The sequence below is a fragment of the Lentibacillus songyuanensis genome, assembly GCF_039548255.1.
Taxonomy (GTDB): Bacteria; Bacillota; Bacilli; order Bacillales; family Amphibacillaceae; genus Lentibacillus_C; species Lentibacillus_C songyuanensis.
In genome coordinates this window covers 1-15,281 of the sequence record NZ_JBCLVH010000019.1, presented here as the reverse complement: position 1 = coordinate 15,281, position 15,281 = coordinate 1, and the positions used below count along the sequence as shown (strand labels likewise).

15 protein-coding genes and 1 pseudogene are annotated in these 15,281 nt (G+C 38.0%); all 16 read left to right on the top strand.

From position 1 onward, the window contains the following. Positions 1 to 393: 393 nt before the first annotated feature. The 16 genes and pseudogenes from resA to WMZ97_RS16125 all read left to right on the top strand — a co-directional run bounded on the left by resA (position 394) and on the right by WMZ97_RS16125 (position 15,140). Positions 394 to 966: a thiol-disulfide oxidoreductase ResA gene (gene resA, locus WMZ97_RS16190; RefSeq protein ID WP_343273133.1), complete on the top strand. Its 573-nt coding sequence runs from the start codon at positions 394 to 396 to the stop codon at positions 964 to 966. Between the two features lie 267 nt (positions 967 to 1,233). After that, positions 1,234 to 1,968, top strand: a complete 735-nt coding sequence (locus WMZ97_RS16185; protein ID WP_343273132.1) for a DUF4396 domain-containing protein — start codon at positions 1,234 to 1,236, stop codon at positions 1,966 to 1,968. A gap of 172 nt (positions 1,969 to 2,140) precedes the next feature. Further along, positions 2,141 to 2,443 carry a metal-sensing transcriptional repressor gene (locus WMZ97_RS16180; RefSeq protein WP_343273131.1) on the top strand — a complete coding sequence of 101 codons (303 nt, stop codon included), beginning with the start codon at positions 2,141 to 2,143 and terminating at the stop codon, positions 2,441 to 2,443. A 16-nt stretch (positions 2,444 to 2,459) separates the two neighbouring features. Next, a complete protein-coding gene (locus tag WMZ97_RS16175; RefSeq protein ID WP_343273130.1) occupies positions 2,460 to 4,844 on the top strand; it encodes a heavy metal translocating P-type ATPase in 2,385 nt (794 codons plus the stop codon). A 93-nt stretch (positions 4,845 to 4,937) separates the two neighbouring features. Beyond that, positions 4,938 to 5,147, top strand: coding sequence for a copper chaperone CopZ (copZ, locus tag WMZ97_RS16170; protein WP_343273129.1), 210 nt, complete (start codon positions 4,938 to 4,940; stop codon positions 5,145 to 5,147). A 179-nt stretch (positions 5,148 to 5,326) separates the two neighbouring features. Further along, positions 5,327 to 6,232, top strand: coding sequence for a F510_1955 family glycosylhydrolase (locus WMZ97_RS16165; protein ID WP_343273128.1), 906 nt, complete (start codon positions 5,327 to 5,329; stop codon positions 6,230 to 6,232). A 63-nt stretch (positions 6,233 to 6,295) separates the two neighbouring features. Further along, a complete protein-coding gene (locus tag WMZ97_RS21960) occupies positions 6,296 to 6,478 on the top strand; it encodes a hypothetical protein (protein ID WP_405027703.1) in 183 nt (60 codons plus the stop codon). After that, the gene (locus WMZ97_RS16160) at positions 6,436 to 6,978 is read left to right on the top strand and encodes a cytochrome c biogenesis CcdA family protein (protein ID WP_405027704.1); all 543 of its coding nucleotides are present in this window, start codon (positions 6,436 to 6,438) and stop codon (positions 6,976 to 6,978) included. The genes WMZ97_RS21960 and WMZ97_RS16160 overlap by 43 nt, the downstream gene beginning before the upstream one ends. Positions 6,979 to 6,989: 11 nt before the next feature. Further along, positions 6,990 to 8,396: an ATP-binding protein gene (locus tag WMZ97_RS16155; RefSeq protein WP_343273127.1), complete on the top strand. Its 1,407-nt coding sequence runs from the start codon at positions 6,990 to 6,992 to the stop codon at positions 8,394 to 8,396. Beyond that, positions 8,371 to 9,039, top strand: coding sequence for a response regulator transcription factor (locus WMZ97_RS16150; protein WP_343273126.1), 669 nt, complete (start codon positions 8,371 to 8,373; stop codon positions 9,037 to 9,039). Before WMZ97_RS16155 ends, WMZ97_RS16150 begins: the two co-directional genes overlap by 26 nt. A 138-nt stretch (positions 9,040 to 9,177) precedes the next feature. Next, positions 9,178 to 9,297: pseudogene (locus WMZ97_RS21955) on the top strand (hypothetical protein); the annotation flags it as partial. Between the two features lie 261 nt (positions 9,298 to 9,558). Continuing rightward, positions 9,559 to 11,712, top strand: coding sequence for a heavy metal translocating P-type ATPase (locus tag WMZ97_RS16145; RefSeq protein ID WP_343273125.1), 2,154 nt, complete (start codon positions 9,559 to 9,561; stop codon positions 11,710 to 11,712). A 279-nt stretch (positions 11,713 to 11,991) separates the two neighbouring features. Beyond that, complete coding sequence (locus WMZ97_RS16140) at positions 11,992 to 12,702, top strand: cytochrome c biogenesis CcdA family protein (RefSeq protein ID WP_343273124.1); 711 nt, start codon at positions 11,992 to 11,994, stop codon at positions 12,700 to 12,702. A 146-nt stretch (positions 12,703 to 12,848) separates the two neighbouring features. Then, positions 12,849 to 13,550 carry a response regulator transcription factor gene (locus WMZ97_RS16135; RefSeq protein ID WP_343273123.1) on the top strand — a complete coding sequence of 234 codons (702 nt, stop codon included), beginning with the start codon at positions 12,849 to 12,851 and terminating at the stop codon, positions 13,548 to 13,550. A gap of 1 nt (position 13,551) precedes the next feature. Then, positions 13,552 to 14,937 carry a HAMP domain-containing sensor histidine kinase gene (locus tag WMZ97_RS16130; protein WP_343273122.1) on the top strand — a complete coding sequence of 462 codons (1,386 nt, stop codon included), beginning with the start codon at positions 13,552 to 13,554 and terminating at the stop codon, positions 14,935 to 14,937. Further along, on the top strand, positions 14,934 to 15,140 hold the full coding sequence (locus tag WMZ97_RS16125) for a hypothetical protein (protein WP_343273121.1): 207 nt from the start codon (positions 14,934 to 14,936) through the stop codon (positions 15,138 to 15,140). Before WMZ97_RS16130 ends, WMZ97_RS16125 begins: the two co-directional genes overlap by 4 nt. Positions 15,141 to 15,281 lie beyond the last annotated feature (141 nt).

The following is a 15,281-nucleotide window of genomic DNA, read 5'->3' as shown; positions in this document are numbered from 1 at the left end:
TAGAAATGCGGGAGAGAACAGGGAGAAGAAGTCTGTAACTATTCCATATGTTTGAAAAGTATTAAGTTAATGTTCAAGCGGTGAAAAACATAAGCAAACCAGACAGAGGAATAGCGCAAGCCATACTTTATACATTTAATCCCTTTAACAAATTCATTGGAGCCATCTGAAGGAGATGGCTCTGTTTTTGTGATTTCTCCTAGTTTTTATCTTTGGTTAATAACTACTATATTGTTTCCCCATAATAGATTTGGACAAAATGTGTCTTTTTTGTATTTTGGTTAATCCTCACACTTTCTTGACAAAATTGTCTTATATTTAAACAGAATGTCTAAACCATTTATCTAAAATAGTATGATGTGCATTTTAATCATTGTGGTAGGAGTGATTTATATGAGTTTGAAACAAACTAAAGCGAATAAAAACAAGAAAAAAAGAAAACGTTTGGTTTTTAGAATAACTATTTTAGCGATTTTAGCAGGGGCAGTGATATTTGCGCTGGTCAATAATCTAAACAAAGATAATCCAGTTTATGATGTTGGTGATAAAGCGCCAGATTTTCAATTACAACAAGTTAGTCAAAATAATGAGTTGAAAACAATAAGACTAAGTGATTTAAAAGGTAAGGGCGTCATGCTTAATTTTTGGGCTACATATTGTAAACCATGTGAAGCTGAAATGCCTTATATGCAACAGCTATATCCGAAGTATAAAGAAAAAGGAATCGAAATCGTTGCTGTAAGCCTGGATGCTTCGGAATTAGTTATTAATCGGTTTATTGACAAATATGATCTTACCTTTCCTATTCTGCATGACAAAAAAAGTCAAGTTATGGATCTGTATAAGGTCGGACCAATACCAAGTACCTTTTTCATTAATTCAGAGGGAGAGATTGTAAGAAAAGTAGATGGTGCATTAACATTAGAAAGCTTGGAGGGGTATTTACAGCAAATTCAACCAAAATAAAAATGAATTAACGGAAATAACCTATTATAGTTTTAGTGAAGATAGTTATATATAAACCCTAATGGTACAGCTTTGTAAAAAGAATTTGAACTCGATTAGCAGACAACCAAAATAATGTTTATTTGAATAAGCGTTGGGATAACCCAATGCTTTTTTATTAAAAAAAAAAAGATCATTATAGCAAATATAGTCAATGAATGTTTTAAATAAAAAAATGCGGATATTATATACCGTGTAGAGGTATATAAAAATGAAAGAGGGGTTTGGATGACTTGGATTGAATTCATTTCTTATTTATCAATAGCTGTAGGAATTATTCAGGCTGTTGTAATTGTTATTGATGTTATTCGCTACCCGCAAAAAATGATGCCGATCATGAACATTGTTTGGCCGCTAACCGGGTTATATTTCCCTATTGTCGGGATTTGGGCTTATTACAAGCTTGGAAGGAATAAGAACCAAATGCATATGAACATGGATATGGGAAATATGAATATGGAAGTTAGTATGGAAATGGATCATGACCATAGCCGTGGCCATATGCATCATCAGGACAAACCTTTTTGGCAAAGTGTTTTCGTATCCACCACACATTGCAGTAGTGGTTGTTCCATTGGGGACTTAATAGGTGCACCGCTCGTCTTCGCATTCGGATGGATGATCGCCGGTAGTACGATGTTTGCCAATTACGTTGTTGAATTTATTTTGGCGTATTTATTTGGTCTTCTGTTTCAATATTATGGCATGGGTTTCAAAAAGCATGACCATCCTGGACAGGCTATAAAAAATGCTATAAAAGCGGATACATTATCACTTGTTGCTTTTGAAATTGGCATGTTTGGCTGGATGGCCGTAACTGGCTACTTATTATTCACAATAATGCCAGAGCCTACTTCAGTTGTCTTTTGGTTTATGATGCAGATTGCAATGATGATTGGTTTCATCACAAGCTATCCTGCTAACTGGTACCTTGTGAAAAAAGGTATCAAACACGCTATGTAGTAAACTTCGTAACAGGTTATAAATTGCTTGTTTGCATCGAGCCACCTGTCATACTTACAGATTGGTCAGGAGTTGCTTGTTTATTTTTTTCGCAAAAGTTTGTCGTTTTTTTATTGACAAATATACATTAGGGGGGTATAGTATAATTATAAATAAAAAGGAAGTGATGAGCATGGGAGAATTCCTTCATGATCACCCAATTACACCTCGAACAGATAATGAGAAACAGGCGGTGATTAATCGTCTGAAGCGAATAGAAGGTCAAGTTCGTGGCATTCAGAAAATGGTGGAAGATGACCGGTATTGTCCGGATATCTTGGTACAAATTAGTGCCATTAATGCTGCGCTAAAAAAGGTAGGGCTCACGGTGGCAGAACGGCATGCCAAACATTGTGTAAGTCATGCTGTCAAATCTGGTGAAGGAAATGCCGCTATTGATGAATTACTAGGTATTATCAAACAATTTTCTAAGTAAGAAGGGAGTGTACAACGTGAGTGAACAAGAACAGGTTACGGTTGGTGTAACCGGAATGACCTGCGCAGCCTGCTCCAGTAGGATTGAAAAAATATTAAATAAAATGGATGGTGTGGATGCACAGGTTAACTTAACGACTGAGAAAGCAAATGTTAATTATGATCCGGAAACAACTTCTGTAGAAGATATAACAAAAAAAATTGAAAAGCTCGGATATGGTGTGGAAACTGAAAAAGTAGAGTTTGATGTCATGGGAATGACCTGTGCAGCCTGCTCTTCCCGTATTGAAAAAGTGCTCAATAAACAAGCGGGCGTTAAACAGGCGACGGTAAACCTAACGACGGAGAATGCAACGGTGGAATATAATTCGGCCTTAATGAACGAATTGGATATTATTGGTCGAATTCAAAAGCTTGGATATGATGCATCGATAAAGACCGATAAAACGGAGAAACAATCAAGGAAGGAAAAACAGATCAAGCGAATGAAATGGAAATTAAGCATTTCCGCTATCCTATCCCTTCCATTATTGCTCACGATGCTTGTTCATTTGTTTGGTGTTGAGCTACCGGGAATATTCATGAATCCGTGGTTCCAATTTGCTTTGGCAACACCTGTACAATTCATTATTGGTTGGCAGTTTTATGATGGAGCTTATAAAAATTTGCGTAATGGCGGGGCAAATATGGATGTGCTGGTCGCACTAGGAACAAGTGCTGCGTATTTCTACAGTCTATATGAAGCGATAAAAACAATTGGAAACTCGGCATATGTACCACATCTTTATTTTGAGACGAGTGCCATTTTAATTACGCTGATTTTATTCGGTAAATATTTGGAGGCCAGCGCCAAAGGTAAAACGACTGCTGCTATTTCCGAATTATTAAATTTACAGGCGAAACAAGCGCGTGTCATTCGTGATGGTGAAGAAACGATGATCCCAATGGAAGATGTAGTTGTCGGTGATCATTTAGTTGTAAAACCAGGCGAAAAAATACCGGTAGATGGTATCGTCATCAAAGGACGAACGGCGGTTGACGAATCAATGCTGACAGGGGAATCGATTCCGATCGAAAAGGATGTCGAAGCAAACGTGATTGGGGCAACGATGAACAAAAATGGAACCATCGAAATGGAAGCAACCAAAGTTGGGAAAGACACAGCGCTTGCATCGATCGTCCAAGCAGTGGAGGATGCGCAAGGTTCAAAAGCGCCAATACAACGGTTGGCCGATGTGATTTCCGGATATTTTGTTCCGATTGTTGTTGGAATTGCGGTGTTAACATTTATCGTTTGGATCACCCTTGTGCAACCAGGAAACTTTGAACCTTCTCTCGTTGCGGCGATTGCGGTGCTAGTCATCGCATGTCCATGTGCATTAGGGTTAGCAACGCCAACGTCGATTATGGTAGGAACAGGAAAAGCAGCGGAACAAGGGATTCTATTTAAAGGTGGCGAGCATTTAGAGCGTACTCACCAATTAAATGCGATTATTTTTGATAAAACCGGAACGATTACGAAAGGAAAACCAGAGGTAACTGATTTTACCGGGGACGATGAGACCCTAAAATTACTTGCAAGTGCCGAAAAAGGCTCGGAACATCCATTAGCTGAAGCAATTGTTGCCTACGCGACTGAAAAAAATATGACACTTGTTGATGTGGATGATTTTGAGGCCATACCGGGTCACGGCATTCGGGCTATGATATCTGGTAGGGAAGTACTTGTTGGTACAAGAAAATTAATGGGCAACCATAATATTGATGTTGATCAAGCTGAACAGGATTTAATGGGTTATGAAACCAATGGTAAGACAGCTATGTTAATCGCAGTTAACGGTAAACACCGTGGAATCGTAGCTGTAGCTGACACGGTAAAAGAAACGGCCGTTCAAGCGATTGGTGAATTGAAAGATCAGGGATTAGAAGTCATTATGTTAACCGGAGATAATGAACGAACTGCACAAGCCATTGCGAAACAAGTGGATATCGACCATGTGATTGCCCAAGTACTACCCGAAGAAAAAGCAGATAAGGTAAAAGATGTACAAAATCAAGGGAAAAAGGTTGCTATGGTCGGAGATGGTGTCAATGATGCACCTGCATTGGCAATGGCGGATATTGGCATTGCGATTGGAACCGGAACAGAGGTTGCGATTGAGGCTGCTGATGTTACTATCCTTGGTGGGGAATTATTACTCATACCAAAAGCAATTAAACTAAGTCATGCAACTATTAAAAATATCCGGCAAAATCTATTTTGGGCATTTGCCTACAATAGTGCGGGAATTCCAATCGCGGCAATTGGACTATTAGCACCATGGGTTGCTGGTGGCGCGATGGCATTAAGCTCGGTAAGTGTTGTTTCCAATTCGCTTCGATTGAAACGAGTGAAGGTATAATGCTCATAATCGGGTACTGATCAAGTTTGGTGGAATTTGTTATAGAAGTTTTATTTTAACTGAACCTATCCCTTTGAAAGGGGGTGAAATAAAATGCAAAAATTAACACTAGATGTCAAGGGTATGACATGTGGCCATTGCAAATCATCTGTTGAAGGTGCACTTGGAGGTCTGGATGGCGTAACGAATGTTGAGGTTGATTTAACCACTGGTAAAGTAGACGTTATGTATGATGATGCCAAAGTCACTGTTGCAGACATACAAGAAGCGGTGGAGGATCAAGGCTACGACGTTGTGGCTTAATTTGAATAGCGGCTGATTCCCTCAGAGGGTATCAGCCTTTTCGATTTCATAAATCATGATACATCATTTACCCCAAAATTAAGCTTATTCTGCACAGAAACTCGATATTTTTCGTATATGCTATTTACAGCAATTTCTATTTCAATCGAAAACTTTATATTAACGGAGGACACAGACTCATGAAGAAAAAAACAATGATTGTCGCAACCATTATTGCAGGATTTTTCATAGCGGGTTGCAGCAGTAACGAGAGTAAGGAATACGAGGTATCATTTGATGACAGTATCGACCATGTTCATGGAATAGGCTATGTAGGGAATGATGAGGGGTTGTATATCGCTACTCATACAGGCTTAAAGATATACCGTGATGGGGAATGGCTGGAAACAACGAAAAATTCAAACGATTATATGGGGTTCAATGCAGTCGATGAAGGGTTTTATACATCCGGACATCCCGGTGAGGATTCCGATTTGCCAAATCCAATTGGGATACAGCGCAGTTTTGATGGTGGTAAGACACTAGAAAGTTTGAAATTTGAAGGAGAGACAGATTTTCACGAAATGGCGGTAGGTTACAACAGTCACGACATCTTTTTAATGAATCCGGAAAAAAATTCGGAGTTAGGAAAAGGATTATACAGAAGCAATGATGATGGAAAGTCGTGGGAAAGTGTTAGGGCACAGGGCTTAGATGGAGACTTGTTCGCCTTGGCGATTCATCCTTCTGATTCAAAACTTGTTGCAGCAGCTACAACAACCGGTGTCTACCTGTCAAAAGATGGAGGGGAAGATTTTCAATCGCTTACAGATAATGCCCAAGGTACAGCGGTATTTTTTAATGAAGAGAGTTTATATTATGCAAGCTATAACGCTGCACCATCTTTAGTGAAATATTCGATTAAAGATAGCGATCAAGAGGAACTAACATTACCCGATTTGACGGAAGATGGGCCAGTATTTATTACTCAAAATCCCCAAGATGAAAAACAGTTTGCGATATATACTACAAAAGGACAGGCTTTCTTATCAAATGACAATATGAAGTCGTGGGACCAAATTATTGTAGATGGAAAAGTAAAATAAGCGAGTTGAATAAAAATGTTTCATTTGTTTAACCAAATTAGTAGTATGTTAAGTGGTCCAATTATGGATATTGCAAATGGAGTGAAGCAGCTACCATTACTGTTTTCCTTCTTTCTTGGTGTTGTTGGCGCAGTTGCACCATGTCAGCTTACAGGTAACATTAGTGCTATTACCATTTACGGAATAAATCATTGGTCGAAAAAGTGCCATGGCTGCATGTTTTTTGGTTCATATTTGGCAAGATAGTCGTTTTTTCCATACTGGGTTTGGTGATCTGGTTAGTGGGTCAGGGGATATACAGTACACTGGCGCAAATATTGCCGATACTACGAAAAGCAATTGGTCCGCTACTCCTGGTAATTGGATTGTTTATGCTTGGATTGTTCCGCTGGAAACGAACATGGCGCATTTTTCAACTTCCGCAGAAAGCCTTTGGCGATCGTTACTTGGGAAGCTTTCTAATGGGAGTAAGCTTTACACTAGCTTTTTGTCCAACCATGTTTGTACTATTTTTATTTACACTAATGCCTATTGTACTTGTATCATCTTATGGAGCAATTCTGCCATCTGTCTTTGGAATTGGAACATCTCTTCCATTAATAATAGTTATTTTCCTTATTTGGTACTTTGGCGCAAGTGGAGTAATACTAAAGAAAAGTAGAAAAGTAGGGACAATTATTCAGAAGGTAGCGGGTGTACTGCTTATTGTTATAGGTATTTTTGATACATTAACTTATTGGGTGTAAAGAGGTAAGCTATGTTTAGTAAACTTTCATTAAAAATTGGATTGCTATTTTTTGTGTTTATTCTTGTTTTTGAGTCATTCTTATTTTTTGTATTGTATACGAATCTTGCTAATGATCGAATAGATGAAGTGATGGAAAGTACGCTAGCACGTGGGAATACACACCGAGATGTCTTGGAGGATAATTTAAACAAATCAACATTGGAACATGTCGGCATCATGGAATCAGTTTCTGATTTTGTAGTTATCGTGACGGACGAGAATGGTAATGTTGTCGTTTCATCCGATCCGATTAAACAGGAAATGATGAGCGTGATAAAGCATATTGGGAGTAACACAGTACCCACTAAGGGTGAAATTGTTGAAGATCGTTGGAAACAGAAACAATATATCGCAACCCAAAGTCCAATAACAATTAATGGTGAGCTTAAAGGAAACGTCTTTATGTTTGCTGACACAAATACCGTAAAAAAGACAATTGATCAGCTTGGGCGTCAGTTTGTGGTTATTGGCCTGATTACAATTGTATTAACCATTATTATCATCTTTTTTCTATCAAGGTTTATTACCCAACCGATTATTAAAATGAAGGAAGCAACGGAACAGCTAAACGAGGGCGGCAACAAGGTTGAACTGCATACGGAGCGTAAAGACGAACTAGGGGAATTAGCTAAATCGATCACGAAACTGTCAACCGATCTAGAACAATTGAAATTGGATAGAAATGAATTTTTAGCAAGCATTTCTCATGAGCTTAGGACGCCTTTGACCTATATAAAAGGTTATGCAGATATCATTAATCGGCAGATTACTTCAGAGACAGAAATTAAAGAATATACGGCAATAATACGAGATGAAACAGATCAGTTGTCCAAGTTAGTTAAAAATTTATTTGAACTTGCCAAAATGGATCAAAACAAATTTTCAATTAACTGTGAAGATGTCGTCTTATGTAACCTACTTAAATCTGTCACAGACCGGATTCATCCGGTGTTTGCGGAAAAAAACATCGTATTCTCTGCTCATTGTTCGGGGGATATTATCGCATTTGTTGATCCGCAACGATTTCAACAGGTTCTTATCAATATTTTGGATAATGCAAAAAAACATTCATCTATAGGTGACCGAATCATCTTGGAGGTAAGACAGACTGCTCAAGAAATACGTATTTTAATTTCGGATGAAGGAGAAGGGATACCGAAAGCCGATCTGCCATTTATATTTGACCGTTTTTTTCGTGTGGAAAAATCGCGCTCAAGACAAAGCGGTGGAACAGGATTAGGGTTGGCAATTGCAAAAGAAATTATTGAGCTACATGGCGGAAAGATAGAAGTTTCAAGTGAACGGGGAAAAGGGACAAGCTTTATTATTACTTTAACAAGGGGTGAGCCTAATGAACAAGGTACTGTTAGTCGATGATGAAAAACGTATGCTTGATTTATTGGCATTGTATTTGCAACCACACCATTTCAAATGTACAAAAGCTCTGGGGGCGGCTGTGGCGTTATCTAATATCGAAAAGGAAGTTTTTGATATTGTATTGTTGGACATTATGATGCCAGAAATGAGTGGGTGGGAACTTTGTCAAGCAATTAGGCGTATTTCTGATGTACCTATTATTATGGTGACTGCTCGCGACCAACAGGAAGATATCATAAATGGACTGAAGCTTGGTGCGGACGATTATATAACGAAGCCTTTTAATGAAATGGAATTAATCGCTAGAATAGAGGCTTTGTTGCGCAGAAGAACTCCCACCAATCATGTTGAAGTAAATGGTTTATTATGGGACGAGGATCATTTCGTACTTTCCTATGAACATCAACCGATTAAGCTAACCCCAAAGGAATTTGCGATGGTTGGCCTTTTAATGAAAAACCCGAATCGAGTCTTTGCGAGAGAACAGCTAATTGAATTGATTTGGGGACTTTGCTCTGATACGGAAGGAAGGACCGTTGATTCGCATGTGCGAAACATTAGAGAAAAGATCAGGCATGCTGGTTTCCCAATTGATGAACATTTTAAAACGGTATGGGGGATTGGTTATAAATGGGTCATTTAATTGTTGACACTTGTCATAAAGATAGCATTTTAAATGCAAATTTCTTCATATATAAGGACTATTATTTACTATAAATACAGTCGAGAGTAATCCTCACTCATTTGTATTTAAAGGTGATACTGATGGACAAGGTTTCTATTATTTCTTCTTCTCTTATGCCCACTTATGATGTTGTTCGCGATGAAAGGTGTCATCATGAACAACATCATAATAATGAGAAACTTAACATACAAGCGAGAAAATGTAGTCAATCGGTAAAACTATTTACTTTATTTCTAGTAATGAAATTTGTTTGTTTATAAAAAGTTATAAACGGGGAACTTTAAGAGTAACAAAACAGGGATATTCGAATTCATGGTCTTTACATTTGCTTTTATAAAGAGAAAGAAATAATATTATGATGTTTATAATATACATTACGGGGGTATTGTATAATCAACTGTTAAGAATTCATAATTACAAATGCAAGGGATTCGATTTTTTTCAGAAAGACATTAAAATGTAAAGGAGAGATATAGTATGACAAATCATGACAACAAACCACAGAACCACGATGTGAATCATGAACATAGTCATAATCATGATCATGGTGGACACAGTCATCATGACGATCATGAACAGCACAATCTTGCTAATCATAACCACGAAGGTCACAAACATGATGCGCATCATTCTCACGAAGGGCAGAATCATGATGGCCATGGTGGCAGTCATGGCCATCACGGTCATCACGATCACGGGGATATGGTGAAAGATTTTAAGAAGCGTTTCTACATTTCCTTAATCGTAACAATTCCAATTCTTATTATGTCGCCAATGATTCAAAGTTTTATTGGAGTTGATTGGCAAGTTCCGTACAACCAATATATTTTGTTTGTGCTTGCTACCTTTATTTTTTTCTATGGAGGATGGCCATTTATTACCGGTGGGGTTAGTGAGTTAAAAGACAAAAACCCTGGCATGATGACGCTTATAGGTCTTGCTATTCTAGTTGCATATGTATATAGTTCCCTTACTGTATTTGGTCTGGAAGGAAAGGACTTTTTCTGGGAACTGGCTACATTGATTGATATTATGCTCCTTGGGCACTGGATTGAAATGCGTTCGGTCATGGGGGCCTCCAATGCACTTGAAGAACTCGTCAAACTAATGCCTAGTGAAGCACATAAGTTGGATGAAAACGATGAGGTAAAAGACATTCCGGTATCCGATTTAAAAAATAATGATCGGGTGCTTGTGAAACCAGGTGAAAAAATTCCCGTTGATGGAACAATCATTGATGGTAAATCAGCAATAGATGAATCAATGTTGACAGGGGAGTCTGTACCCGTAGAAAAAAACAATGGTGATGAAGTCATTGGTGGTTCCGTTAATAAAGAAGGATCGCTTACCATCCAAGTTGAAAAAACAGGTGAGGATTCATATCTTTCTCAGGTTATTTCATTAGTAAAAGAAGCGCAGGAGTCAAAATCCAGAACACAGGATATTACAAACCGTGCAGCAAAATGGTTATTTTATGTTGCGCTAGCATCCGGTTTTATTACGCTGTTCATTTGGTTAATTCTTGGGTACCCATTCGATGTTGCACTTGAGCGAATGGTTACGGTGATGGTTATTACGTGTCCACATGCACTTGGTTTAGCTGCACCACTTGTCATAGCAGTGTCGACATCGATTTCTGCTAAACATGGGTTGCTGATCCGCAATCGTACCAATTTTGAAGGTGCAAGAAACTTGAATGCGGTTGTTTTTGATAAGACAGGAACACTAACAAAGGGTGAATTCGGAGTTACAAATATTGTGCCAAATGAAGGCTATAAAGAAGATGAAGTCCTGAACTGGGCAGCGAGCCTGGAACAAAATTCTGAGCATCCGATCGCAACCGGGATCGTAAAATCGGCAAAAGAGAAAGAGATCAAGCTAAAAAAGATTTCCGATTTTGAATCCATCACTGGTAAGGGAATTCAAGGAATAATTAATGACAAAAAAGTAAATGTTGTTAGCCCTGGCTATATTACTAGTCAAAACATGTCTTATAATGAAAAGCAATTTAATGAAATGTCAGAAGAAGGGAAGACAGTCGTATTTGTTTTACTTGACGATGAATTGGTTGGCATGATTGCTCTAGCTGACATTGTTCGGGAAACGGCAAAAGAGGCAATTGCTGCTCTTAAGGAAGAAGGTATACATTCGATTATGTTAACTGGTGACAATAAAAAGGTCGCCAACTGGGTTGCTAAACAACTGAATATTGATGAAGTGTATGCAGAAGTTTTACCTGATAAAAAGGCAGATCAGGTGAAGAAAATTAAGGAAAAGGGTTGGAAAGTTGCGATGACCGGAGACGGGGTAAACGATGCACCCGCACTTGCAACCGCCGATTTAGGTATCGCAATTGGTGCAGGTACGGACGTAGCTATGGAAACAGCGGATGTCGTCCTAGTTAAAAGTAACCCAAAAGATGTTGTCTCGTTGATCGATCTATCGAAAAAAACATACAGGAAAATGATCCAGAATCTTTGGTGGGCAACCGGCTATAATATTTTGGCAATACCACTTGCGGCAGGGGCATTAGCACCTGTTGGTATTGTATTAAGTCCGGCGGTAGGAGCTGTACTGATGAGTCTGAGTACGATTATTGTTGCCATTAATGCAAAGTTATTAAAAGCGTAAATTAAATCAATATATGTAAAGAGAAGCGAACCTAATTATTGGTTCGCTTCAACTTTTTCCGCCCCTTTTATATACCTCATAGGAGCACTGGCGAATGCTTCAGTTGTGTTTTTTCACTCTTCACTATCGTTATCCATACCTCTAATTTCAATTAAAACAGAACGACCAGAGAAAGCCTGATCAAGTCTCCACAATTTCTCCACAATTAACTACTAAAATGGATAGACAGTATAAACTGAGATAACGCATGAAAAATACTTTCAAATTTGGAGGATCAAAATGGAAGACGTAACTGTATTGTTAGCATTGGCAGCGGGGGTATTATCTTTCATATCGCCTTGCTGTTTACCTTTGTACCCGGCATTTCTATCTTATATAACGGGCATGTCTATTGATGAATTAGAAAATGGGAAGGGTTTAATGCAAAAGCGAGCACTTTTGCATACCACTTTTTTTCTGATTGGATTCTCTGTCATTTTTATCGCTTTGGGATTTTCTACTTCATTTTTGGGTGAATTATTTATTTCTTACGGTGATTTAATTCGACAAATAGGCGCTGTCCTTATAATTGCATTTGGTCTGGTAATATTAGGCGTGTTTACACCCAAATTTATGATGAGAGAAAAACGAATGAAATTTAAAGATAGGCCTACTGGTTATTTGGGATCAGGGATAATTGGTTTTGCTTATGCTGCTGGGTGGACGCCATGTATGGGGCCTATTTTAGCCGCGGTCATTGCCCTGGGTGTTTCTAACCCCGATCAATCCTTATTATATATGGTCTCCTATGTACTTGGGTTTTCTATTCCTTTTTTTCTGATGTCATTTTTCTTAGGGAAAATGCGGTGGATAAAAAGGTATAATCGGCTATTCATGAAAATCGGCGGGGGAACGATGATTGCAATGGGGATTGTCCTGTTTTTTGATTGGATGACAAAGTTAACCTCTTATTTATCCAGCAACTTTTTTAACGGATTTACTGGCTTTTGATTTAACAACTATTTTACTAGTAATTAATTAGAATATTTAACCATTGTTATAAGTGAAAAATAGACAATAAAAGAGCAATAAATTCAAGATAATGCAAATGTTTATACTAAAATGAAGCTAATTCAGTTGAGAAATGAGGATTGCCTATGAAAGATAGAATTCTGATTGTGGATGATGAACAGAATATGAGAAACCTAATTAAAATCCACTTGTCCAAGGAGAATTTCAAGGTTGATGAAGCGGTGGACGGAAATAAGGCTATACAGATGGCTCAACAAACACTGTACGATTTGATAATTCTGGATATCATGTTGCCAGACATAGATGGATGGGAAGTATGTTCAGTAATCAGACAAACAAAACGAATCCCGATCATCATGTTAACTGCCCGAATGGATGTCGAAGATCTAGTTCATGGATTTAATCTTGGTGCAGATGATTATTTAGTCAAACCATTTGCACCCGAAGAATTAATTGCCAGGATTCATGCTGTCCTTCGTCGACAAAGAATGGAACAAAAAGCTGGCGATATTGCAGTACTATATGCTGAAGACTTATCAATTAATAATGAAAGTAGAGAAGTTACTGTTCATGAAACACGAATTGAATTAACTCCTAAAGAATTTGATATATTTTATTTGATAGTAAGTCAGCCGAAGAGAGTTTTTACTCGGGAGATATTGTTGGATAAAATCTGGTCCCCAAGTGAGTTTAGTGATTTACGTGCCATCGACACACATGTAAAAAACATTCGAGAAAAACTTCGAAAGTCAGGTTTGTCCTACAATCCTATTAAAACGGTTTGGGGTGTAGGATACAAATTTAATTCACCAGAGGATCAAACATAAGATGAGCAAGTTGGTTCTAAAGCTTGGGGGAACAATTATCGTACTGTTGTTGGTTGTGCTATTGCCGCTGGGTTATGTCGCGAACAAAATTTTCACCAATTTTTATTACAGCCAGGTTAAACAGGAACTTGCAGATCTTTCTCAAAAATATGCAAACACAATAACATCGCTTGATGATCAAGAGGTAATCAATATGTTTAAGAACCTCGCTGATTTGACGAATAAAGAAATATATATTGTGGGTGCTGCAGGAAACGTTGCCGCGGAATCTGCTGTACATGAAACAAATCTGACGAAAGAAGACATGAACAACTTATCAAAGGGACATCCTGTTCAAAAAGAGTTTATTGGCTCTAATAAAAATAAACACCTAGGAATAGGCTATCCTATTGTCGATGCGGGTACATTCAAAGGGGCTTTCTTTGTTCTCACCTCCATAAACGATATTAAGGACCCCATTGAAAAAATAAAAGATTTACTGTTATTGTCTGTAGTTGGAGGATTATTCCTCGCGCTCGGTTTTACATTCGTAATCGCAAAAAAAATGTCGGACCCGCTTTTGGAAATGGAGCAAGCGACAAGGGAAATAGCGAAGGGGAATCTGGATATACGTGTAAACATTTCGTCGCGGGATGAACTAGGTACGCTAGGAAAGGCAATTAACGATCTTGCTGTTGAAACAAATCGATATCGTACGAACCGTAAAGAGTTTTTGGCGAATATTTCCCATGAATTGCGCACCCCCATATCGTATCTAAAAGGATATGCTGGAGTACTTAAAAAAGATCTGTATCAAACTGAAGAGGAAAGACAAAACTATTTAACGATTATAGAAGATGAATCAGAGCGGATGATAAGGTTAATTAATGACCTATTTGATTTAGCTAAAATGGAAGAAGGTAAAATAGATCTTCAGATGGAAACTATCGACCTCACTGAGGTTGTAGACATGGTTCTTTTTAAGGAAAAGATGGAATTGGAAAAGAAGGGATTAACATTAAGAAAACAAATTAGTAACAGTGTACCTTCAATCAGGGCTGACGGAATGCGTCTAGAGCAAATTTTTGCGAACCTATTGGGAAATGCAATTCGATACACAAACAAAGGATCTATTTGTGTTCAAGTATGGAGTGTAGAAAATACGGTGTATGTAGCGATTGATGATACAGGAGTTGGTATTCCTGATGAAGAACTTGCTTTTATATTCGAACGTTTTCACCGTGTCGAGAAATCTCGTTCAAGGGAACTTGGGGGTACAGGATTGGGCTTAGCTATTGTAAAGAATTTAGTTGAACTTCAAAACGGAACAATTTTTGTGAGTAGTCAGGTTGGTAAAGGAACAAGGTTTCAGCTAAGTTTTCCAATAGCAGGTGAGGGGGAAACATGAAAAAAATTGAATGGCTTATAGCCGGACTGCTAATCGTAGCAGGTTTAATTTGTCTGACGGTTTCTGGGACAGCTATTTGGGAAACAGAATCAATTGTTTCCTATTTCAAAACATTTATCCAACTTTGCTTATGGACAGGGTTACCGTTAGTAGTTTTTGGCACCATTTATTTAGTTATTCTGTTAAAGGGAAAGAATAAATAATATCACAATATCACTGTGCAAAATAGTAAGTAAAAACAAGGAGGTCATATTAATGATGTCAATGTAAAGTGGACCCCATTGTCAAGACACAAATTTTTATAAGTTAAGGTGGGCTTTATATATTATTTGCCCGTGGGAGTA